This window comes from Citrobacter sp. wls619, assembly GCF_005281345.1.
Lineage (GTDB): Bacteria > Pseudomonadota > Gammaproteobacteria > Enterobacterales > Enterobacteriaceae > Citrobacter.
Genome location: NZ_SZXJ01000099.1, coordinates 41,499 through 67,663 on the forward strand (window position 1 = coordinate 41,499; position 26,165 = coordinate 67,663).

Consider the following 26,165-nt stretch of genomic DNA (forward strand, 5'->3'; position numbering starts at 1 on the left):
CCATGACCACACTGAAACTGGACACCCTCAGCGACCGTATCAAAGCGCATAAAACGGCCCTGATCCACATCGTAAAGCCGCCGGTTTGTACCGAGCGCGCCCAGCACTATACCGAGATGTACCAACAGCATCTGGATAAACCCATCCCGGTTCGCCGCGCGCTGGCGCTGGCCCATCATCTGGCGGAACGTACCATCTGGATTAAGCATGACGAGCTGATCGTTGGCAACCAGGCGAGTGAAGTACGTGCTGCGCCTATCTTCCCGGAATACACCGTCTCCTGGATTGAAAAAGAGATCGACGACCTCGCCGACAGGCCGGGCGCAGGCTTTGCGGTAAGCGAAGAGAACAAACGTGTATTGCATGAGGTATGCCCATGGTGGCGTGGTCAAACCGTGCAGGATCGCTGCTACGGGATGTTTACCGACGAGCAAAAAAGTCTGCTGGAAACCGGCATTATCAAAGCCGAAGGTAACATGACCTCCGGCGACGCACACCTGGCGGTAAACTTCCCGCTGCTGCTGGAAAAAGGTCTCGACGGCCTGCGCCACAAAGTTGATGAGCGCCGTTCCCGCATCAATCTGACATGTCTGGAAGACCTCCATGGCGATCAGTTCCTGAAAGCGATAGATATCGTGCTGGAAGCCGTCAGTCTGCACATTGAGCGCTTTGCCGCGCTGGCACGTAAAATGGCGTCCACAGAAACTCGCGCCAGCCGTCGTGATGAACTGCTGACCATGGCGGAAAACTGTGATGTTATCGCCCATGAGCCGCCCAAAACCTTCTGGCAGGCGTTGCAACTGTGCTATTTCATTCAGCTGATCCTGCAAATTGAATCGAACGGTCACTCAGTATCGTTTGGCCGAATGGACCAATATCTCTATCCGTTCTACCGTCGCGACGTTGAGCTGAACCAGAGCCTCGACCGCGAGCACGCCATTGAGCTGCTGCACAGCTGCTGGTTGAAGCTGCTGGAAGTGAACAAAATCCGTTCCGGCTCCCATTCGAAAGCCTCGGCGGGCAGCCCGTTGTATCAGAACGTCACCATTGGTGGTCAGAATCTGGTCAATGGTCAGGCGGTGGATGCCGTTAATCCACTTTCCTACGCCATTCTGGAGTCCTGCGGCCGCCTGCGTTCTACGCAGCCCAATCTGAGCGTGCGTTATCACGCAGGGATGAGTAATGACTTCCTGGATGCCTGCGTGCAGGTGATCCGCTGCGGCTTTGGCATGCCAGCCTTTAACAACGATGAAATCGTTATCCCGGAATTTATCAAACTCGGCATTGAACCCGAGGACGCCTATGACTATGCGGCCATTGGGTGTATCGAAACCGCCGTTGGCGGGAAATGGGGCTACCGTTGCACCGGCATGAGCTTTATTAACTTTGCCCGCGTGATGCTGGCGGCGCTGGAAGGGGGTCGCGATGCCACCAGTGGCAAGGTGTTCCTGCCACAGGAAAAAGCGCTCTCGGCTGGTAACTTCAACAATTTCGACGAAGTGATGGAAGCATGGGATACGCAGATCCGCTACTACACGCGTAAATCCATCGAAATTGAGTATGTCGTCGACACCATGCTGGAAGAGAACGTGCATGACATTCTGTGTTCCGCACTGGTAGACGATTGTATTGAACGGGCGAAAAGCATTAAGCAAGGTGGCGCGAAGTACGACTGGGTATCCGGATTACAGGTCGGGATTGCCAACCTCGGCAACAGCCTGGCAGCAGTGAAGAAACTGGTCTTTGAACAGGGGACAATCGGTCAGCAACAGCTGGCCGCCGCACTGGCCGACGATTTTGAGGGTCTGACCCATGAGCAGTTGCGCCAGCGTTTAATCAACGGTGCGCCAAAGTACGGCAACGATGACGATAGTGTTGATACGCTACTGGCCCGCGCTTATCAGACCTATATCGATGAACTGAAACAGTATCATAATCCGCGTTACGGACGTGGCCCGGTTGGCGGCAATTACTACGCCGGGACCTCGTCTATTTCGGCAAACGTGCCGTTCGGCGCAGCAACGATGGCAACGCCGGATGGCCGTAAAGCACACACTCCGCTGGCAGAAGGCGCAAGCCCGGCTTCCGGTACGGACCATCTCGGCCCAACGGCGGTAATTGGTTCGGTGGGTAAACTGCCGACCGGTTCGATTCTCGGCGGCGTGCTGTTAAATCAGAAGCTCAATCCGGCCACGCTGGAAAATGAATCCGATAAACAAAAGCTGATGATCCTGCTGCGGACCTTCTTTGAAGAGCACAAAGGCTGGCATATTCAGTACAACATCGTGTCTCGTGAAACGTTGCTGGACGCGAAAAAACACCCGGATCAGTACCGTGACCTGGTGGTGCGTGTCGCAGGCTATTCCGCTTTCTTCACTGCGCTGTCTCCGGATGCGCAGGACGACATTATCGCCCGTACTGAACATATGCTGTAAACAATATTGTCGGCCGGATGAGAGTCCACACCGCCATCCGGCACGCTAGCCTCCCCATTGCCGGATGCGCTGACGCTTATCCGGCCTACAACGACAGCCCCCCCGTCTTTCACGCACCTGTGGCGTGAAAGACGGGGGGGGAACTTTCATTCGAAATTAAATTTGTGCTTCAGGTCACATTGTTATTAAAATATTTCTGGTCGCAGTTATGAGCCAGGAGCCAGTATGACCATCAACGTTATCGTCACTGATATGGACGGAACGTTTCTCGATGACGCCAAAAAGTACGATCGCGTACGATTTATGGCGCAGTATCAGGAACTGAAAAAACGCAACATTGAATTTGTCGTGGCCAGCGGCAACCAGTATTACCAGCTCATCTCTTTTTTCCCGGAACTCAAAGATGAGATCTCTTTTGTCGCCGAGAACGGCGCATTGGTGTTTGAGCATGGTAAACAGCTGTTTCACGGCGAACTGACGCGCCATGAATCGCAAATTGTGATTGGTGAACTGCTAAAAGATAAGCAGCTCAATTTTGTGGCTTGTGGCCTGCAAAGCGCCTACGTTAGTGAAAATGCCCCAGAGTCTTTTGTGGCGTTGATGTCAAAACACTACCATCGCCTGCAACCCGTGAAGGATTATCAGGACATCGACGATGTATTGTTCAAGTTCTCGCTGAATCTGCCCGATCAGCAAATCCCGCTGGTTATCGATCACCTGCATACTGCTCTCGACGGTATTATGAAACCCGTCACCAGCGGCTTTGGGTTTATCGATCTGATTATTCCAGGTTTACATAAAGCCAACGGTATCAGCCGCCTGCTAAAACGCTGGAACCTGTCACCACAAAACGTCGTCGCCATCGGAGATAGTGGCAACGATGCGGAAATGTTGAAAATGGCGCACTACTCTTTCGCCATGGCTAATGCAGCCGAGAACATCAAATTTATTGCCCGCTATCAGACCGACGATAATAACCATCAGGGTGCACTGAACGTGATTCAGGCCGTGCTGGATAACACTTCGCCTTTTAACGCCTGATCCTGCCAACCGGAGTACCTGCTCCGGTTCTCACCGTTTTTGCATTCCGTGCACGCCATCAAGTTTTTAAACTTGCATTAACTTATTTTTAACTTATATTGCACTTGTAAGTTAAATAAGTTTCAAATGAAAGTTATGCGAGGTGGTTATGGCTTTTACTTTTACCAGCGACACATTGCCCGCCGACCACAAAGCGGCAATCCGTCAGATGAAGCAGCAGCTGCGGGCACAGCTCGGGGACGTCCAGTTGATTTTCAATCAACTTAGTGAGGGCATTGCCAGCCGCGTGGCGGAAATCAACGCCCTCAGAGCGCAAGGTTCTGCGGTCTGGCCGGTGTTGTCTTATGCGGATATCAGAGCGGGTCGCGTGAGTGCAGCGCAGCGTGAAGAAATTAAGCGGCGCGGATGCGCGGTGATTAAAGGCCATTTCCCTCGCGAACAGGCTCTGGGTTGGGATCGGTCAATGCTGGACTATCTGGACCGCAACCATTTTGACGACGTTTACAAAGGACCCGGTGATAATTTCTTCGGTACCCTGAGCGCATCGCGTCCAGAGATCTATCCGATCTACTGGTCACAGGCGCAAATGCAGGCCCGTCAGAGTGAAGAAATGGCCACGGCACAGTCCTTTCTCAATCGCTTATGGACGTTTGAAAGTAACGGTAAGCAGTGGTTTAACCCGGATGTCAGCGTTATCTACCCTGACCGGATACGCCGTCGCCCACCGGGAACGACGTCCAAAGGGCTGGGCGCGCACACGGATTCCGGCGCGCTGGAACGCTGGCTTCTCCCGGCATATCAGCAAGTTTTTGCTCATGTTTTCAACGGTAAACCTGAAGATTACGATCCATGGCAGGCAGCGCATCGCACCGAGGTAGAAGAGTACACGGTGGATAACACCACCAAATGTTCAGTCTTCCGTACCTTCCAGGGCTGGACGGCACTGTCCGATATGCTGCCAGGTCAGGGATTGTTGCACGTGGTCCCTATTCCGGAAGCGATGGCGTATGTACTGTTGCGTCCCTTGCTGGACGATGTCCCGGAAGATGAGCTGTGCGGCGTCGCGCCCGGCAGAGTGTTGCCGGTGTCAGAGCAATGGCACCCACTACTGATGGAGGCGTTAACCAGCATTCCACAACTGGAGGCCGGAGATTCAGTGTGGTGGCATTGTGATGTGATTCACGCCGTCGCGCCGGTGGAAAATCAGCAGGGTTGGGGCAACGTAATGTACATCCCTGCCGCACCGATGTGTGAAAAGAATCTGGCCTACGCCCATAAAGTGAAGGCGGCCCTGGAAAAAGGCGCATCACCGGGTGATTTCCCGCGTGAGGATTATGAAACAAACTGGGAAGGCCGTTTTACGCTGGAGGATTTAAATATCCACGGTAAACGCGCGCTGGGGATTGTTTAATTTATAACTTACACCATTTTCCCAAAGTATTTCGCGTTACAGGAAGGCGGCCAGCCTGTTCACCCCGGTCACTTACAGAAGTCAGTGACCGGGGTGAACAGGTGCAGTCAACACACCTGTAACGCGAAGACGACGGGAAAATTATTCGACGCCTTTAGTCCGCAGATAATCTTCGTAGTTCCCGGTGAAGTCGATCACGCGTTCCGGCGTAATTTCAATCACACGGGTTGCCAGCGAACTGACGAACTCACGGTCGTGAGAAACGAAGATCAGCGTACCCTGATACATTTCCAGTGCCATGTTCAGCGATTCGATTGATTCCATATCCAGGTGGTTGGTTGGTTCATCCATAACCAGGATATTCGGTTTCTGCATCATCAGCTTACCGAACAACATGCGCCCTTTTTCACCACCGGAGAGCACCTTGGCAGGCTTCTTGATGTCATCCTGACTGAACAGCAGACGACCGAGGAAGCTGCGCACAACCTGCTCATCATCGCCTTCCTGTTTCCACTGGCTCATCCATTCGAAAACGGTCAGATCGTTTTCGAACTCGTATTCATGATCCTGCGCGTAGTAACCGACCTGGGCGTTTTCAGACCACTTAACGGTACCGTTGTCCGGCTGCAAATCGCCGACCAACGTTTTCAGCATGGTGGATTTACCCACGCCGTTGGCACCAATGATGGCAACCTTCTCTCCCACTTCCAGCAGCAGATTAAAGTTTTTAAACAGCGGGCCTTCCTCGAATCCTTTAGTCAGGGCTTCCACTTCCAGCGCGTTACGGAACAGTTTCTTATCCTGTTCGAAGCGGATGAACGGGTTCTGACGGCTGGAGGCTTTCACTTCGTCGAGCTTAATCTTATCGATCTGACGCGCACGAGAAGTCGCCTGTCGAGATTTAGATGCGTTGGCGCTAAAGCGGCTGACGAAGGATTGCAGATCGGCAATCTGTGCTTTTTTCTTGGCGTTATCAGCCAGCAGACGCTCACGAGCCTGAGTCGCCGCCGTCATGTATTCGTCGTAGTTGCCCGGATAAACGCGCAGTTCGCCGTAGTCCAGATCCGCCATGTGCGTGCAGACCATGTTCAGGAAGTGACGGTCGTGCGAAATGATGATCATGGTGCTGTCACGCTCGTTCAGCGTCTGCTCCAGCCAGCGGATGGTGTCGATATCCAGGTTGTTCGTTGGTTCGTCGAGCAGCAGAATGTCCGGGTTAGAGAACAGCGCCTGTGCCAGAAGGACACGCAGTTTCCAGCCGGGTGCGACTTCGCTCATCGGGCCGTAATGCTGTTCTACCGGAATACCGACGCCCAGCAGCAGTTCACCCGCACGCGCTTCCGCAGAGTAGCCGTCCATTTCGCCATACTGAACTTCGAGGTCAGCCACTTTATAGCCGTCTTCTTCGCTCATCTCGGCCAGGCCGTAGATACGGTCGCGTTCCTGCTTCACTTCCCACAGTTCAGCATGACCCATAATAACGGTGTCGAGAACGGTGAACTCTTCAAAGGCGAACTGATCCTGACGCAGCTTACCAATGCGTTCGTTCGGATCGAGTGAAACGTTACCCAGCGTCGGTTCGAGGTCGCCGCCGAGAATTTTCATAAAGGTGGATTTACCGCTACCGTTCGCGCCAATCAGGCCGTAACGATTGCCGCCGCCAAATTTGACGGAAATATTTTCAAACAGCGGCTTACTGCCGAACTGCATAGTGACGTTGCTGGAAACTAACACGGGCTTATCCTGAAAGAGAAAGAAATATGTGACAAACCGCTTATTATGCCATAAGTCTGCAATAAGATCGCGCCGTTCATGCTGCACAGATAAAGTGAAAGCAAAAGGAAAAAAATGTGATTTAGTACACATCCGAATTCCTTGTTGCTCAGAATGCACATATAATGCGTGCCCAACACTACATAAATCTCAACCCACTAGCCTGCTTGGCTTCAGAATCTCGCAAAAATGAATATGAAATTGACAACGCTTTTCGCGGCGGCGCTCGCGGTAGTTGGTTTTTGTAACACTGCTTCAGCCGTCACGTACCCGCTGCCTACCGATGGTAGTCGCTTAATTGGCCAAAACCAGGTTATCACCATCCCTGAAGGCAACACCCAGCCGCTGGAATACTATGCGGCAGAGTACCAGATGGGTCTGTCCAACATGCTGGAAGCTAACCCGGGCGTGGATACCTTCCTGCCGAAAGGCGGCACCGTACTGAACATTCCTCAGCAGCTGATCCTGCCGGATACCGTGCATGAAGGTATTGTGATTAACAGCGCCGAAATGCGTCTGTACTACTACCCGAAAGGTACCAACACCGTCATCGTTCTGCCGATCGGTATCGGGCAGTTAGGTAAAGACACCCCTATCAACTGGACCACCAAAGTTGAACGTAAGAAAGCGGGCCCAACCTGGACGCCAACCGCTAAAATGCATGCGGAATACCGTGCTGCGGGCGAACCGCTGCCAGCCGTTGTTCCGGCGGGTCCGGATAACCCGATGGGCCTGTACGCGCTGTATATCGGCCGTCTGTATGCTATCCACGGTACCAACGCTAACTTCGGCGTCGGCTTACGCGTCAGCCACGGCTGCGTGCGTCTGCGTAACGATGACATCAAGTTCCTGTTTGAAAACGTGCCGGTCGGTACGCGCGTCCAGTTTATCGATGAGCCAGTGAAAGCCACCACTGAACCAGACGGTAGCCGTTACATTGAGGTACATAACCCACTGTCTACCACTGAAGAGCAGTTCGAAGGTGGCGAAATCGTACCGATTACGCTGAACAAGAGCATTACCAGCATCACCGGTCAGTCTGACGTCGATCAGGCGGTCGTTGAGCAGGCGGTACAGAACCGCTCTGGTATGCCGGTTCGTCTGAACTAATCTGCTATACATGCCCGATGGCGCTACGCTTTTCGGGCCTACCAACGCAGTAGGCCGGATTAGGCGCCAGCCGCCATCCGGCACACCACATCAATTACATCAACAGCAATAAACCATACCCCACCAGCGCCGCCCATATCAGCATCGGCACCGAGTACAGATGAAAACGCCACCAAATGCGTCGGTCATTTGCCATGCGTAAAGCAATCAGATTCGCCAGCGACCCCGGCAACAGGCCAAACCCACCGATATTAACTGCCCAGGCCAACAATAGCGTCGGCGGAACATAGTTGAGCAACAAAATCGTGCTGGGAACGTTACTGATAAACTGCGACAAGCCGATTGCCGTCAACCAGAGCCCTGGTGCTGAAAGCGTGCCAATCTGACTGGTTATTCCGTGTAACGCCGGTAACTGCGTCAGCAAATGCACATCAATAAACATCGCCATAAACACCAGCAGCAACGTCCAGTCCACGCTTAAGATCACACGACGAGCCAAGATCATGAACCCTGTCGCCACAATCGCCAGGCCCCACAGCTCAAGCTTGAGCTCCAGTGCCGTCAGAAAGGCGATATACAGCGCCAGACAGCTCCACACCAGGCGCGGTTGCCAGTCAGGCGCGCGCGTACCGCTATGATAGTGTAGTGTTTTATGTGGGAAACTGAACCAGCACAGCACCAGCAACGTCAGCATCATGGCCCCCGCAAGCGGCGCCATTTGCCAGGTAAACGCAGTAAATGACAGGCCAGAGCGCCCCCACATTAAAATATTTTGCGGGTTTCCGATGGGGGTAAGCAACGAACCGGCGTTCACCGCCAGCGCCTCAAAGATAATGAGACGGTTTACCGGGATGGCGCACAGTTTTTTCAGGGTAATGGTGAGGGGAACCACAATAAATAAGGCGACATCGTTGGTCAGAAAGGTCGACAGCAGCGCCGCCGCCAGCACCATAAATATCGCCAGTTGGCGCTCCGTGTGGAAGCGGCGGGTCATCTTGCGCCCTAATACATCAAAGTAACCGCTTAGCTCCACGCCTTTGGTTAGCAGCATCAGGCCGCTCAGGGTAATAATGGTGTGCCAGTCAATGGCCCCAGGCCAGGCCCGGGGTGTAAATGGCACAAACAGGCTCAGAATAGCCCCGATGAGGATTAACAGCTGGAAAAAACGATCGCGTTGTAAGGCGCGAAGAAGAGGAAAACTCATTCAGAGCCTGTTCCTTGCTGTTGCGTAAACCGACTAAAAGCCTCCAGCGTTTCCTTACTGACATGATGCTCCATTCCCTCCGCATCGCGACGAGCAATTTCCGGGCTGATACCTAACATCAGCAGGAAATTTTCCACAATCTGATGGCGTTCCCGGCTCTCCTGCGCCAGACGCTCACCTTCAGCGGTTAAAAACACCCCACGCCAGGGGATCATTTCAATCAACCCAACGGAGGCGAGGCGCTTAAGCATTTTGGCAACCGTCGGCTGGGAAACCCCAAGACGGGCGGCCATATCCACCTGCCGCGCCTCACCCACCTCGATAATGAGATCGGAAATCAGCTCTACGTAGTCATCAATCAGTTCACGGCGATGCGCCTCGCGGACCTGACGAAATCCTTCAACGTGTTCTTCGACATTCACCAATTGCGTCACTTTTTTTGTTGTTGGCATACCTGCGCGACGACTCATTCTGCTTCCTCGTTCCTGTGACGCGTTAACAGCATCTGATTAGAGAAGGCTCATTGTAAACCAGAGTTGCGCGGGCACAAAAAATTAACGTTTTAGCAATAGCTATATAATATAGCCTGTGCTATATCTGTATATAATAAAGACATCCCTCAAGGACTGATGGGATCGTGAAGTCAGGAGGTTTATATGAATGAATTTAAGAGGTGTATACGCGTGTTTAGCCACTCTCCCTTTAAAGTACGGTTGATGCTGATCTCTATGCTGTGTGACATGATTAACGGCAAACCAGAGCAGGATAAACCCTCAGCAAAATAATGCGGCGTCGCGGTACGCCGCTTCATTTCGTTGCCGTAACCTGATTACGGTGATAGGTTTCGTCCGAATAACCCTTCTTTTTGTCTGTTTTGCAGTTGCCCTCTCAAAACAATTTCTTTGTAGTAGTTGACCTTCTCATGCACACACTCTATCTTTTCGCAGCCCTGCATATATTGCGGCTCGCGGATGCGGACCCATTCCCTCTTCTCGCTCTCTCAGGCAGGCATGACCCTTTGCGCCAGGGGTAGCACATGGCGTTTTTGCAACAGTGGCATATGAATTTAACCCTCAAAGATTCACTTATTGCTCGTAGCCGGGCTATGAGTCCGTGGACTGGCTTTTATTTTTTACAGTCTCTGCTGATCAACCTCGCGCTGGGCTACCCACTAAGCCTTCTTTATAGCGTTGCCTTTACCTGTGTATTGATGCTGTTGTGGCGTACTGCGCCGCGCGCGCAAAAAACACTGATTGGCATCTGTTCGCTGATTGCAGCGATGTATTTCCCATTCGGCCAGGCTTACGGCTCGCCAAACTTTAATACGTTGTTGGCGCTGCACTCGACCAACATGGAAGAGTCGACCGAAATCCTGACCATCTTCCCCTGGTACAATTACCTGGTTGGCGTGTTTATTTTTGCGCTCGGCGTTATCGCCGTACGGCGTAAAAAAGACGAGCAGAAACGTCGCTGGAACAAGTACGACAGCCTGTGCTTGCTGTTCAGCATCGTTGCATTCTTTGTTACTCCGGTACAAAACCTGGCATGGGGCGGCGTTTTCAAGTTAAAAGATACCGGTTACCCGGTTTTCCGCTTTGCCAAGGACGTTATCGTCAACAATAACGAAGTGCTCGACGAGCAAGAGCGCATGGCTAAGCTGTCGAGCGTAAAAGACAGCTGGACGGTAACCGCCGTGAAACCGAAATATCACACCTATGTTGTGGTCATCGGTGAAAGTGCCCGACGTGATGCGTTAGGCGCGTTTGGCGGTCACTGGGATAACACGCCGTTTTCCAGCACCGTTAATGGCTACATTTTTGCTGATTACATTGCCGCCAGCGGCTCCACGCAAAAATCGCTCGGCTTAACGCTAAACCGGGTCGTCGAGAATAAGCCTCAGTTCCAGGATAACTTTGTCACGCTGGCCAACCGCGCTGGGTTCCAGACGTGGTGGTTTTCCAATCAGGGGCAGATCGGTGAATACGATACGGCAATAGCCAGCATCGCGAAACGGGCCGACGAAGTGCACTTCCTGAAAAACGGTGACTTCGAAGCCGATAAAAACACCCGTGATGAAGCCTTGTTGAAAATGACCGCTCAGGTGCTGGCCACCGAACGCACCCAGCCGCAACTGATTGTGCTGCATTTAATGGGTTCTCACCCGCAGGCCTGCGATCGTACTCAAGGGAAATATGACACGTTCGTCCAGTCGAAAGAGACCTCCTGTTATCTGTACACCATGACGCAAACCGACGATCTACTGCGCCAGCTTTACGAGCAGTTGCGTAACAGCGGCAGTAGCTTCTCCATGGTCTATTTCTCCGATCATGGCCTCGCCTTTAAAGAGCGCGGAAAAGAGGTGCAGTACCTGGCCCATGACGACCAGTTCCAGCAGAACTTCCAGGTGCCCTTTATGGTACTGTCCAGCGATGACAAAGCGCATCGGGTGATTAAAGCCCGCCGCTCGGCGAATGATTTCCTGAGTTTTTTCTCACAGTGGACGGGGATCAGCGCAAAGGAAATTACCAACAGCTACCGCTTTATCTCTGAGAAAAAAGCCGGGCCAGTGTATATCACCAACTTTAAATTGCAGAAGGTGGACTACAACCATTTGGGCACCGATATCTTCGAGACCAAATAGTCTCCTTCCAGGCCGGATAAGGTATTTTGCCGCTATCCGGCACGTAACAATGCCTGATGCGCTGTGCTTATCAGGCCTTCAACGACACGCCTTCCTGTATTGCAGGCAAAAAAAATCCGCCCAGAAGGCGGATTTTTTATATCACCGAAGTGATTAGAAGCGGTAACCAACACCCGCGATCCAGGTACCTACGTCAACGCTACGAATACGGCTCTGCTCGTAAGAGAAGTCCAGAGCAACGTTTTCGATCGGGTTGAACTGCACACCGGCACCGTAAGAGAAACCGTAGTCGCTGGTGTCGTGTTTGTCAGCAGGCGTTGCTGCATCCTGGAATTTACCGTAGCCAACACCTACAACACCGTAGACGCTTGCCCAGTCATTCAGACGGTAAGCTGGACCTGCAGTGATGCCGTAGTATTGGGTTTTGTTGTAATCGCCAAACGAGTCGGTACGATCTTTTTCAGTGTAAGTGAAGGAACCGATCACGCCCAGCGGGCTGTTGTCCTGCTCATAACGATACTTCAGGTTGAAACCGTTCATTTTGTTCGCTGCGCCCTGAGCATCGCTCTGAGCGTAACCACCCGTAACGGTAGAAGTAGCAGCTACAGCGGTACCTGCGGAGAAAGCCAGAACAGCGGCCAGTGCTGAAAGACATGCAATTTTTTTCATAACCACCTCAAATGTGCTTCAAGTAAATCTTAAGTTTTAAATATACCAAAAACTGATGGGAAACTCTTTGCGATTCGCGATGTCTAACGGATCTTTTCATGTAACAGAACGTTTCAGAAACCCGCTATCTCTTTCAATTAACATCACTTTTCTAATGATTTATGCCATTATTGCGCGCACAACACGGCACATTCATCCAGATGATTCCTAATCGCGCAGATTATTAATCCATCGTTTTCATACCATTGTACGGATCTCAGTAATTTTTTTTTCAACGAATACTCAACCAGCCGAGCGTATTTCCATTACACTCGCTGTTTTACTTTTCTATACACAAACTCACGCGCATCGCAGTAAATCTGCGGCGTCCTGTGGGGGAAGGTGTGTAACCATCATTTGACAGGAGAAAGGATGCCGGGGTCGTCACGTAAAGCGCCAGTCTGGTTGCCTATTTTGGTTTTGCTGATAGCTATGTCCTCTATTCAAAGCGGCGCATCGCTGGCGAAATCGCTGTTCCCTCTCGTCGGTGCGCCAGGCGTTACCGCCCTGCGCCTCGCGCTGGGAACGCTCATCCTTATCGCATTCTTTAAACCCTGGCGTTTACGTTTTGCCAAAGCGCAACGTCTTCCCCTGCTGTTTTATGGTTTGTCTCTGGGTGGGATGAACTATCTCTTTTACCTGTCAATTCAGACTGTACCGCTGGGTATTGCCGTAGCGCTGGAATTTACCGGCCCGCTTGCGGTGGCGTTGTTTTCCTCCCGACGCCCGGTGGATTTTATCTGGGTTGCGCTGGCCGTGCTCGGACTGTGGTTCCTGCTGCCGTTAGGTCAGGACGTTTCTCACGTTGATTTAACCGGTGCCGCGCTGGCATTGGGGGCCGGTGCCTGCTGGGCTATCTATATTCTTACCGGGCAACGCGCAGGCGCAGAGCATGGTCCGGCAACGGTCGCCGTTGGCTCATTAATCGCCGCGCTGGTTTTCGTGCCGATTGGCGCCATTCAGGCAGGTGATGCCCTGTGGCATTGGTCGATTCTTCCATTGGGCTTAGCGGTAGCGGTCCTCTCCACTGCGCTCCCCTATTCGCTGGAAATGATCGCATTAACGCGACTGCCTACACGTACCTTTGGGACACTGATGAGTATGGAGCCTGCACTGGCGGCGGTGTCTGGGATGATTTTCCTCGGGGAAACGCTGACGTTTATCCAGACGCTGGCTCTGGGCGCGATTATTGCTGCGTCAATGGGCTCTACGCTCACCATCCGCAAAGACCCGCAAATTAAGCAAGTTGACGTGAATTAACCTGCCAATATTCTGCATGGTTTGCATAATCATGCAGAATATCTTGTTATCTATCCCCACTATTATTATCACCCTCGACCTCTGCATTGAAGCATGCTATTTATGCTGAGGCATAGCATTAACACAATAATAACAATTCGCCGCACTAAAATAACTTATCATATTGATTTATATTTGTTTTTTATATTTACATTCGCCTCACTATTAAAGTGATAGGTAACACCGGAAAAATAAAACTGAAATTAGCGCTATACTTATCCTCGTTGAAGATTTGGGACGTAAACATCAAGAGGATATGAAATTATGAGTACCGCAAAACTGGTAAAAACAAAAGCATCTGCCCTCCTTTATACCCGCAACGATGTAACAGACAGCGATAAAAAAGCGACCGTTGAACTGCTGAATCAGCAGGTGATCCAATTCATCGACCTGTCACTGATCACCAAACAGGCACACTGGAATATGCGCGGCGCAAACTTCATTGCCGTACATGAAATGCTGGATGGTTTCCGGACTGCACTGACCGATCACCTCGATACCATGGCTGAGCGTGCCGTACAGTTAGGTGGTGTGGCACTGGGGACAACGCAGGTGATTAACAGCAAAACGCCACTGAAAAGCTACCCGCTGGATATCCATAACGTACAGGACCACTTAAAAGAGCTGGCTGAACGTTATGCCGTGGTTGCTAACAGCGTACGTAAAGCGATAAGTGAAGCAAAAGATGAGGATACAGCAGATATCTTCACTGCGGCTTCCCGTGACCTCGACAAATTCTTGTGGTTTATCGAAGCGAATATCGAATAACAGACTTATAAGAAATACCTATATTACCCTCGCATTTGCGGGGGTTTTGCACTTCTATGGTGCATAACATTGATCGTTCGTCACTTCAAAGTAAATTATTTGTAATAATCACTTCACACAATCGTTAACGAAAGATTGTTTTATCAACAATTTTTACGCTAAATAGTCATACCGTTTGCACCGCGCCCGTCATGCACCAAATGAGTGCCCCAAAATGGTGCAAACAGCCCACTTTGCCCTACTTATTGTGCAACAAAATGAGACGCCCTCTTTTTAAAACAATGAGTTGCAAAATTGGCACGATTTTTTCATTAAGCCATATGTTCTCGCAGGGGATCGCCCCGTGGATATAAAAGGAAATCCTATGAAGTCTGTATTAAAAGTTTCACTGGCTGCACTTACCCTGGCTTTTGCGGTGTCCTCCCATGCCGCAGATAAGAAACTCGTTGTCGCAACTGACACCGCCTTTGTTCCCTTTGAATTCAAACAGGGCGACAAATACGTTGGTTTTGATGTGGATCTGTGGGCTGCCGTCGCCAAAGAACTAAAGCTGGATTATGAACTGAAACCTATGGATTTCAGCGGCATCATCCCGGCCCTGCAAACTAAAAACGTCGATTTGGCGCTGGCAGGTATCACCATTACCGAAGAGCGTAAAAAAGCCATCGACTTCTCTGACGGCTACTACAAAAGCGGCCTGTTAGTGATGGTCAAAGCGAACAATAACGATGTGAAAAGCGTAAAAGATCTGGACGGTAAAGTCGTCGCAGTGAAGGGCGGTACCGGCTCAGTGGATTACGCAAAAGCGAACATCAAAACCAAAGACCTGCGTCAGTTCCCGAACATTGATAACGCGTATATGGAACTGGGTACCAACCGCGCAGACGCGGTACTGCACGATACGCCAAACATTCTGTATTTCATCAAGACTGCGGGCAACGGTCAGTTCAAAGCTGTAGGTGATTCCCTGGAAGCCCAGCAGTACGGTATCGCCTTCCCGAAAGGCAGCGATGCACTGCGTGAGAAAGTGAACGGCGCGCTGAAAACGCTGAAAGAGAACGGTACTTACAACGAAATCTACAAAAAATGGTTCGGTACTGAACCTAAATAATAATCTACAGCACAGGCCCGGTAACGTGATGCTTACCGGGTCTGCGCCAGCATTTTTGAGACCTGTAGGCCGGATAAGTACATCCGGTAAAACGGGCATTTGACTCTTTTCACCACGGTAACAGGAACGACATATGCAGTTTGACTGGAGTGCCATCTGGCCCGCCATCCCGCTTTTGATAGAAGGCGCCAAAATGACTCTGTGGATTTCAATCCTCGGTCTGGCCGGCGGGCTGATTATCGGGCTTGCAGCGGGTTTTGCGCGTACCTTCGGCGGTTGGATAGCCAACCATGTAGCGCTGGTCTTTATCGAAGTCATCCGCGGTACGCCAATCGTTGTACAGGTCATGTTTATCTACTTCGCCCTGCCAATGGCGTTTAACGATTTACGTATTGACCCCTTCAGCGCCGCTGTTGTCACCATCATGATTAACTCCGGTGCCTATATCGCGGAAATCACGCGTGGCGCGGTACTCTCAATCCACAAAGGATTCAGCGAGGCTGGCCTGGCGCTTGGACTTTCTCGCACGGAGACCATCCGCCACGTTATTTTACCTCTTGCGCTGCGTCGTATGCTGCCACCACTGGGCAACCAGTGGATCATCAGCATCAAAGATACCTCGCTGTTTATCGTCATTGGCGTCGCTGAACTGACGCGCCAGGGTCAGGAAATCATTGCGGGTAACTTCCGCGCCCTGGAAATCTGGAGCGCCGTTGCGGTGTTCTATCTGATCATTACGCTGGTGCTGAGCTTCATTCTGCGTCGTCTGGAAAGAAGGATGAAAATCCTGTGATTGAATTTAAAAACGTTTCTAAGCACTTTGGTCCAACCCAGGTGCTACACAACATCGATCTGAATATTAAACAAGGTGAAGTCGTGGTGATTATCGGGCCATCTGGCTCCGGTAAATCTACGCTGCTGCGCTGCATTAACAAGCTGGAAGAAATTACCTCCGGTGACCTGATTGTTGACGGTCTGAAAGTCAACGATCCCAAGGTCGATGAACGGTTAATCCGCCAGGAAGCCGGAATGGTGTTTCAGCAGTTCTATCTGTTCCCCCATCTGACCGCGCTGGAAAACGTCATGTTTGGCCCGCTACGCGTACGTGGGGCGAATAAAGAACAGGCGGAAAAACTGGCTAAAGAGCTGCTGGCAAAAGTCGGTCTGGCCGAGCGTGCCCACCACTACCCTTCTGAGCTTTCCGGCGGTCAGCAGCAGCGTGTTGCCATTGCCCGTGCGCTGGCGGTGAAGCCGAAAATGATGCTGTTTGACGAGCCAACCTCGGCGCTGGACCCGGAACTGCGTCATGAGGTTCTGAAAGTCATGCAGGACCTGGCAGAAGAAGGGATGACCATGGTGATTGTGACTCACGAAATTGGCTTCGCCGAAAAAGTAGCCTCACGCCTGATTTTCATCGATAAAGGACGTATTGCCGAAGATGGTAATCCGCAAGCCCTGATTGAAAATCCACCCAGCCAGCGTTTGCAGGAATTTTTGCAGCACGTTTCCTGATGCCTGATACCTCCCTTCAGCCGGAAGGGAGGTTTTTCACCAGAATCCTCTCATTTCAATCCTCTCCCGCCCTGACATCTATACTTATCCTTTTGAATTTGTTTTCTCATGGGAGGAGTGATGCGCTGGTTCCTGTTCATCTTCTTTTGTCTTCTGAGCATGCCGACTCACGCGGTAACGATACCCGGCGTTCCCTCCCCGGCCTCAACCAGCCCGCAAACTGGCCCCACGACAGAACCCGATATCGAACAAAAAAAGGCGGCCTATGGCGCACTGGCGGATGTGCTGGAAAATGAGAGTTCACGCCAGGAGCTGATCGGTCAATTGCGCAAAGTGGCGGCCACGCCACCTCCCGAACCGGTGCCCACCATTGTCCCACCAACGTTAACGGAAGAAAAAACGGTGCTGGAGAATGTCACGGATATCAGCCGTCATTATGGCGAGGCTCTCTCAAGCCGCTTTGCCCAGCTGTATCGCAACATTACTGACGCCCCCCACAAAACCTTTAATCCACAAACATTCTCGAATGCCCTGACCCATTTCCTTATGCTGGCGGTATCTGTTTTTGGCTTTTACTGGCTGATACGGCTTTGCGCACTGCCGCTGTATCGCAAAATGGGGCAGTGGGCGCGACGGAAAAACCGCGAGCGCAGTAACTGGTTACAGCTTCCCGCCATGATCGTTGGCGCGTTCATTGTCGATTTACTGCTGCTGGCGCTCACCCTGTTTGTCGGGCAGATATTGAGTGATCGAATGAATGCCGGTAGCCGCACGATTGCATTCCAGCAGAGCTTGTTTCTCAATGCCTTCGCACTGATTGAATTTTTTAAGGCCATTTTGCGCCTGATTTTTTGCCCGGCGGTGACAGAGCTGCGACCATTTAACATTCAGGATGCAGGCGCACGCTACTGGAACCGGCGTCTGAGTTCATTAAGCAGTCTGATTGGTTACGGGCTTATTGTGGCGGTTCCCATTATTTCGAACCAGGTCAACGTACAGGTCGGCGCAATGGCTAACGTCATCATCATGCTGTGCATCACGCTGTGGGCGCTGTACCTGATTTTCAGAAACAAGAATGAGATTACCCAGCACTTACAGAATCTTGCCGCACGCTCTTTAGCCTTCTTTAGCTTGTTTATCCGTGCTTTTGCGCTGGTCTGGCATTGGCTGGCCAGCACCTATTTCATTGTGTTGTTCTTTTTCTCACTCTTTGATCCGGGCAATAGCCTGAAATTCATGATGGGCGCAACGTTACGCAGCCTGGTGATCATCGGGATCGCCGCCTTTGTATCCGGCATGCTATCCCGCTGGATTGCCAAAACCATTACCTTGTCGCCGCACACGCAGCGCAGCTATCCGGAATTACAGAAGCGACTAAATGGCTGGCTGTCAACGGCGTTAAGCGTGGCCAGGATCCTGACGGTGTGTGTCGCCGTTATGTTGCTACTCAACGCCTGGGGACTGTTCGACTTCTGGAACTGGCTGCATTACGGCGCGGGCGAAAAAACGGTCGATATTCTGATCCGCATCGCACTGATTCTCTTCTTCTCTGCTATCGGTTGGACTATCCTTGCCAGCCTGATTGAAAACCGCCTGGCTTCAGATATTCACGGTCGTCCGCTGCCCAGTGCGCGGACTCGTACGCTGTTGACGCTATTTCGCAACGCGCTGGCAGTGATCATCAGTACCATCACAATCATGATTGTATTGTCAGAGATTGGCGTCAATATCGCTCCATTACTGGCCGGGGCCGGCGCGCTGGGGCTGGCGATCTCTTTCGGATCACAGACACTGGTGAAAGATATTATTACTGGGATATTTATCCAGTTTGAAAACGGCATGAATACCGGCGATCTGGTCACTATCGGCCCGTTAACCGGCACGGTCGAACGCATGTCGATCCGCTCTGTTGGGGTACGCCAGGACACAGGGGCATACCACATCATCCCGTGGTCCTCGATAACGACCTTCGCCAACTTCGTCCGTGGGATCGGATCGGTCGTTGCAAATTACGACGTCGACCGTCATGAAGATGCGGATAAAGCCAATCAGGCGCTGAAGGATGCAGTCGCTGCGGTGATGGAAAAGGATGATATTCATGGGCTTATCATTGGCGAGCCGTCATTCGCCGGGATTGTCGGTTTGACCAATACGGCATTCACCTTGCGGGTCTCGTTTACTACCCTGCCGCTGAAGCAGTGGACGGTACGTTTTGCGCTCGACAGCGAGGTGAAAAAACACTTCGATCTGGCCAACGTGCGCCCCCCGGTACAGACCTATCAGGTACTGCCTGCACCGGTGCCAGGCCCACAATCAACGGCAGCAGAACCGCTGCCGCCGAGCGAGCCCACGATTTAGCGTTGACGCGCCATAAAACGACGACGCTGATCGTTATCCATAAAGGTCCAGGCAATAAAGCGACTCTGCTTTTGCCCCTGGGCCATCTCTTTTTTAACCACTTTCACCGCGCCAGCATCGGTTAACGCATAGTACAACGGAGGCAGATTCTCACCCCGCGATACCAGCGTGGTGAACCACATCACCTGACGACCAAAGGCCTGGCTTTCTGCGATCATTTTCCTGATGAACGCCACTTCACCTCCTTCGCACCACAGCTCCTGCTGCTGGCCGCCAAAGTTCAGCGCATCATCTTTGTCTTGCCCCAGATTGCGGCGTTTGCGCTCGCTTCCGGCACGGGCAGAGGCAGCAGAATCATGGAATGGCGGATTACACAACGTAGCTTCGTACTGCTCATTCTTGTGAATAATGCCGTTGAAGATAGCCGAAGCATCTTTCTGACGACGCAGACGAATCGCCCGGGTTAAGCCAGGGTTGCCATTGATGATTGCCTGAGCGCTGCTAAACGCTTCGCTACTGGTTTCGCTGCCGGTAAAACGCCAGCCGTATTCATGCACGCCGATCAGTGGATAAATGCAGTTCGCCCCTACCCCAACATCCAGCACGCTGGCATTTGCAGGGATGGTTCCGGTGGTTTCACCCAACAGGTCAGCCAGATGGTGAATGTAGTCCGCACGACCCGGAACCGGCGGGCACAGGAAACCTTCCGGGATATCCCAGTTTGCCACCGCATAATAATGCGCCAGCAGTGCTTTATTGAGCGCCTTAACTGCCTGCGGATTCGCGAAATCAACACTCTGCTCGCCGCCTGGCGTGAGGATGAGATATTGCGTCAGCTCGGGGGTAACCTGGCATAACGTCGCAAGATCATAACGGCCATTGTGGCGGTTGCGTGGATGTAATCCCGGTTTCTGGGGGGGCATAGCATTCTCCTTTTAACAGCGGCGTAAGATACCCGCATAACGCCACGGGGTAAACATACACTGCAGGGAAATTTCATTTTTTATGCGAATGGCATCGTTCAAAAAACAGCCTGTTGTTGGTCGATTTTTTGCGGCAAATGCCCTGCAATGACGACCTAAACTTATCAGGCACGATCTGTTGTTTCTCAGAGGATATCATCATGAAGAAATGCCTCACATTCCTTGCCGCTACCGTACTTACCGGCATGACATTTGCGACTTTTGCTGCACAGCCCAATACCAGTCCTGCCACCGGTCCACTACAAGCCTCCGGTACGATTTCCGTGAGCGGAGCATCAAGCCTGGATGACCTTGAAGGTAAGCTGGCAGAAAAAGCGAAAGAGCAAGGCGCGAAAGGCTTTGTGGTTAATTCCGCTGGCGGTAAAAATCAGATGTACGGTACAGCAACTATCTATAAGTAACTCTCCCTCAGCTCAACTGCATTCGCCCTGAATGCAGTTTGCTGTCCTTTCTTTCTGAAATCCCCTGCATGAACTGTAACCACCATGTTGGAATTTTGAGTTCAATGTAAATAAATGTATTTATTTTTGAAGTAATGAATGCTAAAACGTCGCACTTATTGATAATGCTTATCAAAATTATTATCAATTACGCATTTCATTCAGGCGAGACCTGCAGGGTATAACGTCCACAGAGATGTCCCTTCGTTTGAGTGAAACCTTCTAATCAATAATAATAAGTCATTCATTAACATGGATAAAAATCGCAATCTGCCGTCTAGTAGTTTTCACTCGCTCACCTTCTTTGCCGGCCTGTGTATTGGCCTGTCTCCTGTAGCCCAGGCCGTCGCCGCAGGCTCACAAGAGACAAAGCAGGAAGATACGCTGGTCGTTGAAGCAGCTAAGCCCTCGCTGTATGCCCCAACGCACTCTGCCGACCCGAAGTTCTCTCGTCCGGTGGCTGATACCACTCGCACCATGACGGTGATTTCTGAGCAGGTTATTAAAGATCAGGGAGCAACCAATCTTACTGATGCGTTGAAAAACGTGCCGGGAGTTGGCGCATTTTTTGCGGGTGAAAATGGTAACTCCACCACTGGCGATGCGGTGTATATGCGCGGTGCTGACACCTCAAACAGCATTTATATCGACGGTATTCGTGATATTGGTAGCGTCACGCGTGACACCTTCAATACGGAACAGGTTGAAGTGATTAAAGGGCCTTCCGGCACCGACTATGGTCGCAGTGCCCCCACAGGCTCCATCAATATGATCAGCAAGCAGCCGCGCACCGATTCAGGTATTGATGCCTCAGCCAGCGTCGGTAGCGCCTGGTTCCGCCGGGGAACGCTGGATATCAATCAGGTCATCGGTGACACCACCGCAGTGCGCTTAAACCTGATGGGTGAAAAAACGCATGATGCCGGACGCGATAACATTAAAAATGAACGCTACGGCGTGGCCCCCTCTATTGCCTTTGGCTTAGGCACCGAAAACCGACTGTATCTGAACTATCTACACGTCACCCAGCACAACACACCGGACGGAGGAATTCCGACTATTGGTCTGCCTGGCTACTCAGCGCCGTCTGCTGGAACGTCGGCCCTGAACCATTCAGGAAAAGTAGATACACATAATTTCTATGGTACCGACTCCGATTACGACGACTCGACGACCGATACCGCGACAATGCGTTTCGAGCATGACCTGAGTGACAGCACGACCCTTCGTAACACCACGCGCTGGTCGCGCATTAAACAGGATTATCTGATGACCGCGGTCATGGGCGGCGCATCAAACATCACGCAGCCAACCCGCAACGTCGATACCTGGAGCTGGTCACGGGTGGCGAATACCAAAGATGTCAGCAACAAAATCCTCACCAACCAGACCAACCTGACGTCAAAATTTTATACCGGTGCGGTCGGACATGACATCAGTACCGGCGTGGAGTTGACCCGTGAAACACAGACCAACTATGGCGTAGCACCACTCACCCCGCCACCGGTCAATATTTACTCACCGAACAGCAACGTGAACATTGGCGGATTATCCCGTAATGGCGCTAACGCCAACGGACAGACCGATACCTTCGGTATTTACGCCTTCGATACGCTGCAAATTACGCGTGATATTGAACTGAACGGTGGTATTCGTCTGGATAATTACCGAACCGAGTATGACAGTGCAACCGCGTGCGGCGCTTCTGGCCGCGGTGCCGTCGCGTGCCCAACGGGCGCAGCCAAAGGTTCTCCGGTCACCACCGTCGACACCGCGAAATCCGGTAATCTGGTGAACTGGAAAGCGGGTGCGCTGTACCATTTGACCGAGAACGGCAACGTTTACATCAACTACGCGGTTTCTCAGCAACCGCCGGGCGGCAGTAATTTTGCCCTTGCTCAAAGTGGGACCGGTAACAGCGCCAACCGTACCGATTTTAAACCGCAAAAGGCAAAGACCAGCGAAATCGGGACGAAATGGGAGGTGCTGGATAAACGCCTGCTGTTGACCGCCGCCGTTTTCCGCACGGATATCGAGAACGAAGTTGAACAGAACGATGACGGGACATACTCCCAGTATGGCGAAAAACGTGTTGAAGGCTACGAGCTCTCCGTGGCAGGAAATATTACCCCGGCATGGCAGGTGATTGGCGGTTATACCCAACAACGCGCCACGGTGCATAGCGGTCAAGACGTCGCGCAGGATGGTTCATCTTCCCTGCCGTATACGCCGGAACATGCCTTCACGCTGTGGAGTCAGTACCAGGCTACTGATGATGTTTCCGTTGGTGCCGGTGCTCGCTACGTAGGCAGCATGCATCGCGGTTCGGACGGCGCCGTTGGGACGCCATCCTATACCGAAGGCTACTGGGTGGCGGATGCCAAGTTAGGCTATCGCGTAAACCGCAATCTCGATTTCCAGTTGAACGTCTACAACCTGTTTGACACCCAATACGTATCCTCCATTAACAAAAGTGGATACCGTTACCATCCGGGTGAGCCAAGAACCTTCCTGCTCACCGCGAATATGCATTTCTAATCCATTGTGTGGGGCGCAAGCCCCACTTTCAGGAGAAACTCTGATGATGTACCACATTCCCGGCGTCCTGTCGGCGCAGGATGTAGCCTGGTTTCGCGAACAACTGGAAACCATCGACTGGGTTGATGGCCGTGTCACAACGGGCGCTCAGGGAGCACAGGTTAAAAATAACCAGCAGGTTGACACGCGTAGCGAGCGCTATATGGCATTGCAACAAGCGGTGCAGAACGCCGTGAACAACAGCGCGTTGTTTTTCGCTGCCGCACTGCCGAAAACCCTCTCTACACCGCTGTTCAATCGTTATCAGAACAACGAAACCTACGGTTTTCACGTTGATGGCGCGGTGCGTAGTCACCCGGAAAACGGCTGGATGCGAACTGACCTTTCCGCGACCTTGTTTTTAAGCCATCCCGACAGCTATGACGGCGGGGAACTTCGGGTAAATGATACTTACGGACAACATACGGTGAAGCTTCCGGCTGGCGATCTGGTACTTTACCCCTCCAGCAGTCTGCACTGCGTCACGCCGGTTACCCGAGGAACCCGTGTGGCATCGTTTATGTGGGTCCAGTCTATGATCCGTGATGACAAAAAACGCGCCATGCTGTTTGAACTGGATAAGAACATTCAATCACTGAAAGCGCGCCACGGAGAAAGTGCAGAGATCCTGTCGTTGCTTAATCTTTACCATAACCTGCTGCGCGAGTGGTCCGAAATCTGATACGCCTGTAAGCGCTCATTTTTTCCCCATCTCATTCGCTATAATTATTCTATAAATGAATTTTATAAAACGAATGACAGGAGGCACACATGGCATCCGGCTGGGCAAATGACGACGCCGTGAACGAACAGATCAACAATACGATTGAAGATGCTGTTGCCCGTGCCCGTGGCGAGTTACCCACGGGAGAAAGTCTGCATGAATGTGAAGAATGTGGCAATCCTATCCCGCAGGCGCGCCGTGAAGCGGTACCTGGCGTGCGTTTGTGCATCTCCTGCCAACAGGATAAAGATTCACATAACTCTGCATTTTCAGGATATAATCGCAGAGGTTCGAAAGACAGCCAGCTACGTTGACTCATCTTTACCAAAAGTTTCAGCGCATACGATTTCCTTTACGAGCACGCTTTTTCACTCACGGTGTAGCAAAATGTGCCGTTGTCACTTTCTCTGTAAAGCGCAATGACAAGAACTGTAAATCCCTCTTCTGAATTTATTAATATTCAATAAGTTATTTGTCATTCAATTTTTTTGATTGATGTCGTCAATTCTATTCGATTTTATCTCACCGAAAAAAACGTGATACTTCTCACATCGACAGAACAACGTCTACTGAACAGAACATCGACTAACCGAATAAACCTGCGAGAGAAAAATCATGAAAAACATTAAATTTGCTGTTGCTGCTATCGCCCTGTCTACCCTGTCATTTGGTGTTTTCGCTGCTGAGCCGGTTACCTCCACTCAGGCGCAAAGCATGAATAAAATGGGTGTGGTATCTGCTGATGGCGCCACCACGCTGGACGGCCTGGAAGCAAAACTGGCTGAAAAAGCGGCTGCTGCTGGTGCAAGTGGTTACAGCATCACCTCCGCTGTCGGCAACGACAAAATGAGCGGCACCGCGGTTATCTACAAATAACCAACAGAATTACTGTACGACCCAATGCTCCAACCCTCATTGACCCTGTTTGTTACCCTTTGTTTGCCCGTCCGCCACTGGACGGGCTTTTTTTTATCTAGTGTTCAAGCCGTTGGCGAAACGCCTGCAATACCGCATCCGGCATACCGATTTGCCGTGCCGCCTCACATATCGCTTGCCAGCTTCCGACATCAAGCGGGATACCCTGCGCCAGCCGTTCTTCACGGGTATTCACTTCCCACTCACCCGGTAACAGGATAGGCGCATCCTCAGCATGCGGCGATGCTTTGACCCATTCAGCAAATGCCGAAACCTGATTGTCACAGTCCGGGGCACCGAAGAGTGTTGGGTTAATGATGATCGTGGTCATGCAGTTAATAATGGCGTCTGCGCTGTTCTGCAAACTGGCTTCGTGGGTCGTTTTACCGCCAGAGAGCGCACCGCCCATGATTTCACACATTGCCGCCAGCGCGTAGCCTTTATGCTGGGCGAAGGTGAGCAGCGCGCCCAATGGCGATTCCTGCATAACGGCAGGATCGGTGGTAGGAGCCCCCTGGGCATCAATCAGACAACCCGGCGCAACCGGCTCACCTTTGTGCCACGCCACACGCGTTTTACCAAAAGCGATGGCGCTGGTTGCGTAGTCCAACAGCAACGGGAAATCATTTTTACGTGGAAACACAACGCAGAAAGGGTTGGTGCCAAAACGGCTATCACGACCATGGAATGGGGCAACCATCGGGATCCCCACCACATTCACAAAGTGTATAGAGACAAAGCCCGCCGCCGCACACTGCTCCGCCCAGTAGCCAATGCGCCCAATATGATGAGAATTATGCAGTGCTACCGCAGCAATTCCGTACTGCTGTGCTTTCTCAATCCCCAGCGCGATAGCTTCATGCGCGGCTACCTGACCAAATGCGCAATCCCCATCCAGCGTAACCACTGCCCCCGCCTCTTTCACCACTTTCGCATGACGATTAATCTGCAAATGCCCCTGCGAGAATGAGCGAATGTAGCTTGGGATCATCCCGATACCATGTGAATCATGGCCGGCGAGGTTTGAGGCAATCAGATGATCGGCCACCAACTGCGCTTCCTGCTCGTCACTCCCCATCTGGCGGAAAACGGCCTGAATAAACGCATGCAGCGTTGGCGCGTGAAAGCGATGTCCACTGTTCATTGTAATCTCCT

At 51.8% G+C, this 26,165-nt stretch carries 23 protein-coding genes; 17 read left to right on the forward strand and 6 right to left on the reverse strand.

The genetic code is table 11. The annotated features are described in order from the left end of the window. Positions 1 to 2 precede the first annotated feature (2 nt). From FDX19_RS21465 to FDX19_RS21475, 3 genes are all read left to right on the forward strand, one after another. Positions 3 to 2,435, forward strand: a complete 2,433-nt coding sequence (locus FDX19_RS21465; protein WP_137384311.1) for a glycyl radical protein — start codon at positions 3 to 5, stop codon at positions 2,433 to 2,435. Positions 2,436 to 2,660: 225 nt separating this feature from the next. After that, positions 2,661 to 3,476, forward strand: a complete 816-nt coding sequence (locus FDX19_RS21470) for a Cof-type HAD-IIB family hydrolase (RefSeq protein ID WP_137384312.1) — start codon at positions 2,661 to 2,663, stop codon at positions 3,474 to 3,476. A 148-nt stretch (positions 3,477 to 3,624) separates the two neighbouring features. Further along, positions 3,625 to 4,887 (forward strand): DUF1479 domain-containing protein, encoded by a 1,263-nt coding sequence (locus FDX19_RS21475; RefSeq protein WP_137384313.1) that lies wholly within the window; start codon positions 3,625 to 3,627, stop codon positions 4,885 to 4,887. 141 nt (positions 4,888 to 5,028) lie between these two features. Here FDX19_RS21475 and FDX19_RS21480 read toward each other — a convergent pair whose 3' ends face one another. Continuing rightward, positions 5,029 to 6,621, reverse strand: coding sequence for an ABC-F family ATPase (locus FDX19_RS21480; protein ID WP_137384314.1), 1,593 nt, complete (start codon positions 6,619 to 6,621; stop codon positions 5,029 to 5,031). Between the two features lie 228 nt (positions 6,622 to 6,849). Here FDX19_RS21480 and ldtB point away from each other — a divergent pair, with 228 nt between their 5' ends. Continuing rightward, positions 6,850 to 7,770, forward strand: coding sequence for a L,D-transpeptidase (gene ldtB, locus FDX19_RS21485; protein WP_137384315.1), 921 nt, complete (start codon positions 6,850 to 6,852; stop codon positions 7,768 to 7,770). A gap of 94 nt (positions 7,771 to 7,864) precedes the next feature. On the opposite strand, the gene FDX19_RS21490 is transcribed toward ldtB, so the two are convergent. Both FDX19_RS21490 and mntR read right to left on the reverse strand, forming a co-directional pair. Then, positions 7,865 to 8,974: an anion transporter gene (locus FDX19_RS21490; protein ID WP_137384316.1), complete on the reverse strand. Its 1,110-nt coding sequence runs from the start codon at positions 8,972 to 8,974 to the stop codon at positions 7,865 to 7,867. Continuing rightward, positions 8,971 to 9,444 carry a manganese-binding transcriptional regulator MntR gene (mntR, locus tag FDX19_RS21495; RefSeq protein WP_003831586.1) on the reverse strand — a complete coding sequence of 158 codons (474 nt, stop codon included), beginning with the start codon at positions 9,442 to 9,444 and terminating at the stop codon, positions 8,971 to 8,973. The genes FDX19_RS21490 and mntR overlap by 4 nt, the downstream gene beginning before the upstream one ends. 186 nt (positions 9,445 to 9,630) lie before the next feature. Between mntR and mntS the strand changes: the two genes are divergently transcribed. Together mntS and FDX19_RS21505 are read left to right on the forward strand one after the other, a co-directional pair. Then, a complete protein-coding gene (gene mntS / locus FDX19_RS21500) occupies positions 9,631 to 9,759 on the forward strand; it encodes a manganase accumulation protein MntS (RefSeq protein ID WP_137384317.1) in 129 nt (42 codons plus the stop codon). Between the two features lie 275 nt (positions 9,760 to 10,034). Continuing rightward, on the forward strand, positions 10,035 to 11,615 hold the full coding sequence (locus tag FDX19_RS21505; protein WP_137384370.1) for a phosphoethanolamine transferase: 1,581 nt from the start codon (positions 10,035 to 10,037) through the stop codon (positions 11,613 to 11,615). A gap of 153 nt (positions 11,616 to 11,768) precedes the next feature. On the opposite strand, the gene ompX is transcribed toward FDX19_RS21505, so the two are convergent. Beyond that, the gene (gene ompX / locus FDX19_RS21510) at positions 11,769 to 12,284 is read right to left on the reverse strand and encodes an outer membrane protein OmpX (protein WP_048212190.1); all 516 of its coding nucleotides are present in this window, start codon (positions 12,282 to 12,284) and stop codon (positions 11,769 to 11,771) included. A 411-nt stretch (positions 12,285 to 12,695) separates the two neighbouring features. On the opposite strand from ompX, the gene rhtA reads away from it, so the two are divergent. From rhtA to ybiO, 6 genes are all read left to right on the forward strand, one after another. Beyond that, positions 12,696 to 13,583: a threonine/homoserine exporter RhtA gene (gene rhtA / locus FDX19_RS21515; protein ID WP_137384318.1), complete on the forward strand. Its 888-nt coding sequence runs from the start codon at positions 12,696 to 12,698 to the stop codon at positions 13,581 to 13,583. A 303-nt stretch (positions 13,584 to 13,886) separates the two neighbouring features. Continuing rightward, positions 13,887 to 14,390, forward strand: coding sequence for a DNA starvation/stationary phase protection protein Dps (dps, locus tag FDX19_RS21520; protein ID WP_005123679.1), 504 nt, complete (start codon positions 13,887 to 13,889; stop codon positions 14,388 to 14,390). A 364-nt stretch (positions 14,391 to 14,754) separates the two neighbouring features. After that, positions 14,755 to 15,501, forward strand: a complete 747-nt coding sequence (glnH, locus tag FDX19_RS21525; protein WP_005123681.1) for a glutamine ABC transporter substrate-binding protein GlnH — start codon at positions 14,755 to 14,757, stop codon at positions 15,499 to 15,501. A gap of 133 nt (positions 15,502 to 15,634) precedes the next feature. Next, positions 15,635 to 16,294: a glutamine ABC transporter permease GlnP gene (glnP, locus tag FDX19_RS21530; RefSeq protein WP_005123684.1), complete on the forward strand. Its 660-nt coding sequence runs from the start codon at positions 15,635 to 15,637 to the stop codon at positions 16,292 to 16,294. Then, a complete protein-coding gene (glnQ, locus tag FDX19_RS21535; RefSeq protein ID WP_006685365.1) occupies positions 16,291 to 17,013 on the forward strand; it encodes a glutamine ABC transporter ATP-binding protein GlnQ in 723 nt (240 codons plus the stop codon). The genes glnP and glnQ overlap by 4 nt, the downstream gene beginning before the upstream one ends. Positions 17,014 to 17,133: 120 nt before the next feature. Beyond that, positions 17,134 to 19,371 (forward strand): mechanosensitive channel protein, encoded by a 2,238-nt coding sequence (ybiO, locus tag FDX19_RS21540; protein ID WP_137384319.1) that lies wholly within the window; start codon positions 17,134 to 17,136, stop codon positions 19,369 to 19,371. Here ybiO and rlmF read toward each other — a convergent pair. Beyond that, positions 19,368 to 20,294: a 23S rRNA (adenine(1618)-N(6))-methyltransferase RlmF gene (rlmF, locus tag FDX19_RS21545; RefSeq protein ID WP_137384320.1), complete on the reverse strand. Its 927-nt coding sequence runs from the start codon at positions 20,292 to 20,294 to the stop codon at positions 19,368 to 19,370. The genes ybiO and rlmF overlap by 4 nt on opposite strands. A 200-nt stretch (positions 20,295 to 20,494) precedes the next feature. Here rlmF and mcbA point away from each other — a divergent pair, with 200 nt between their 5' ends. The 5 genes from mcbA (at position 20,495) to ybiJ (ending at position 24,971) form a co-directional block, all read left to right on the forward strand. Then, positions 20,495 to 20,755 carry a DUF1471 family periplasmic protein McbA gene (gene mcbA, locus FDX19_RS21550; protein ID WP_137384321.1) on the forward strand — a complete coding sequence of 87 codons (261 nt, stop codon included), beginning with the start codon at positions 20,495 to 20,497 and terminating at the stop codon, positions 20,753 to 20,755. 291 nt (positions 20,756 to 21,046) lie between these two features. Next, on the forward strand, positions 21,047 to 23,332 hold the full coding sequence (locus tag FDX19_RS21555) for a catecholate siderophore receptor Fiu (RefSeq protein ID WP_137384322.1): 2,286 nt from the start codon (positions 21,047 to 21,049) through the stop codon (positions 23,330 to 23,332). A gap of 43 nt (positions 23,333 to 23,375) precedes the next feature. Continuing rightward, entirely contained in the window at positions 23,376 to 24,053 is a 678-nt protein-coding gene (gene ybiX, locus FDX19_RS21560; RefSeq protein WP_137384323.1) for a PKHD-type hydroxylase YbiX, read from the forward strand. A gap of 89 nt (positions 24,054 to 24,142) precedes the next feature. After that, the gene (locus FDX19_RS21565; protein WP_048212198.1) at positions 24,143 to 24,409 is read left to right on the forward strand and encodes a DksA/TraR family C4-type zinc finger protein; all 267 of its coding nucleotides are present in this window, start codon (positions 24,143 to 24,145) and stop codon (positions 24,407 to 24,409) included. Positions 24,410 to 24,710: 301 nt separating this feature from the next. Beyond that, entirely contained in the window at positions 24,711 to 24,971 is a 261-nt protein-coding gene (ybiJ, locus tag FDX19_RS21570; RefSeq protein ID WP_048212199.1) for a DUF1471 family protein YbiJ, read from the forward strand. Positions 24,972 to 25,068: 97 nt separating this feature from the next. On the opposite strand, the gene FDX19_RS21575 is transcribed toward ybiJ, so the two are convergent. After that, positions 25,069 to 26,154 carry a malate/lactate/ureidoglycolate dehydrogenase gene (locus FDX19_RS21575; RefSeq protein ID WP_137384324.1) on the reverse strand — a complete coding sequence of 362 codons (1,086 nt, stop codon included), beginning with the start codon at positions 26,152 to 26,154 and terminating at the stop codon, positions 25,069 to 25,071. Between the last annotated feature and the right edge of the window lie 11 nt (positions 26,155 to 26,165).

Excerpts from the sequence above, each read along its gene's own strand:
- FDX19_RS21465 (WP_137384311.1), top strand. The coding sequence starts at position 3 with ATGACCACACTGAAACTGGACACCCTCAGCGACCGTATCAAAGCGCAT.
- FDX19_RS21470 (WP_137384312.1), top strand. The coding sequence starts at position 2,661 with ATGACCATCAACGTTATCGTCACTGATATGGACGGAACGTTTCTCGAT.
- FDX19_RS21475 (WP_137384313.1), top strand. The coding sequence starts at position 3,625 with ATGGCTTTTACTTTTACCAGCGACACATTGCCCGCCGACCACAAAGCG.
- ldtB (WP_137384315.1), top strand. The coding sequence starts at position 6,850 with ATGAATATGAAATTGACAACGCTTTTCGCGGCGGCGCTCGCGGTAGTT.
- FDX19_RS21490 (WP_137384316.1), bottom strand. The coding sequence starts at position 8,974 with ATGAGTTTTCCTCTTCTTCGCGCCTTACAACGCGATCGTTTTTTCCAG.
- mntR (WP_003831586.1), bottom strand. The coding sequence starts at position 9,444 with ATGAGTCGTCGCGCAGGTATGCCAACAACAAAAAAAGTGACGCAATTG.
- mntS (WP_137384317.1), top strand. The coding sequence starts at position 9,631 with ATGAATGAATTTAAGAGGTGTATACGCGTGTTTAGCCACTCTCCCTTT.
- FDX19_RS21505 (WP_137384370.1), top strand. The coding sequence starts at position 10,035 with ATGAATTTAACCCTCAAAGATTCACTTATTGCTCGTAGCCGGGCTATG.
- ompX (WP_048212190.1), bottom strand. The coding sequence starts at position 12,284 with ATGAAAAAAATTGCATGTCTTTCAGCACTGGCCGCTGTTCTGGCTTTC.
- rhtA (WP_137384318.1), top strand. The coding sequence starts at position 12,696 with ATGCCGGGGTCGTCACGTAAAGCGCCAGTCTGGTTGCCTATTTTGGTT.
- dps (WP_005123679.1), top strand. The coding sequence starts at position 13,887 with ATGAGTACCGCAAAACTGGTAAAAACAAAAGCATCTGCCCTCCTTTAT.
- glnH (WP_005123681.1), top strand. The coding sequence starts at position 14,755 with ATGAAGTCTGTATTAAAAGTTTCACTGGCTGCACTTACCCTGGCTTTT.
- glnP (WP_005123684.1), top strand. The coding sequence starts at position 15,635 with ATGCAGTTTGACTGGAGTGCCATCTGGCCCGCCATCCCGCTTTTGATA.
- ybiO (WP_137384319.1), top strand. The coding sequence starts at position 17,134 with ATGCGCTGGTTCCTGTTCATCTTCTTTTGTCTTCTGAGCATGCCGACT.
- rlmF (WP_137384320.1), bottom strand. The coding sequence starts at position 20,294 with ATGCCCCCCCAGAAACCGGGATTACATCCACGCAACCGCCACAATGGC.
- mcbA (WP_137384321.1), top strand. The coding sequence starts at position 20,495 with ATGAAGAAATGCCTCACATTCCTTGCCGCTACCGTACTTACCGGCATG.
- FDX19_RS21555 (WP_137384322.1), top strand. The coding sequence starts at position 21,047 with ATGGATAAAAATCGCAATCTGCCGTCTAGTAGTTTTCACTCGCTCACC.
- ybiX (WP_137384323.1), top strand. The coding sequence starts at position 23,376 with ATGATGTACCACATTCCCGGCGTCCTGTCGGCGCAGGATGTAGCCTGG.
- FDX19_RS21565 (WP_048212198.1), top strand. The coding sequence starts at position 24,143 with ATGGCATCCGGCTGGGCAAATGACGACGCCGTGAACGAACAGATCAAC.
- ybiJ (WP_048212199.1), top strand. The coding sequence starts at position 24,711 with ATGAAAAACATTAAATTTGCTGTTGCTGCTATCGCCCTGTCTACCCTG.
- FDX19_RS21575 (WP_137384324.1), bottom strand. The coding sequence starts at position 26,154 with ATGAACAGTGGACATCGCTTTCACGCGCCAACGCTGCATGCGTTTATT.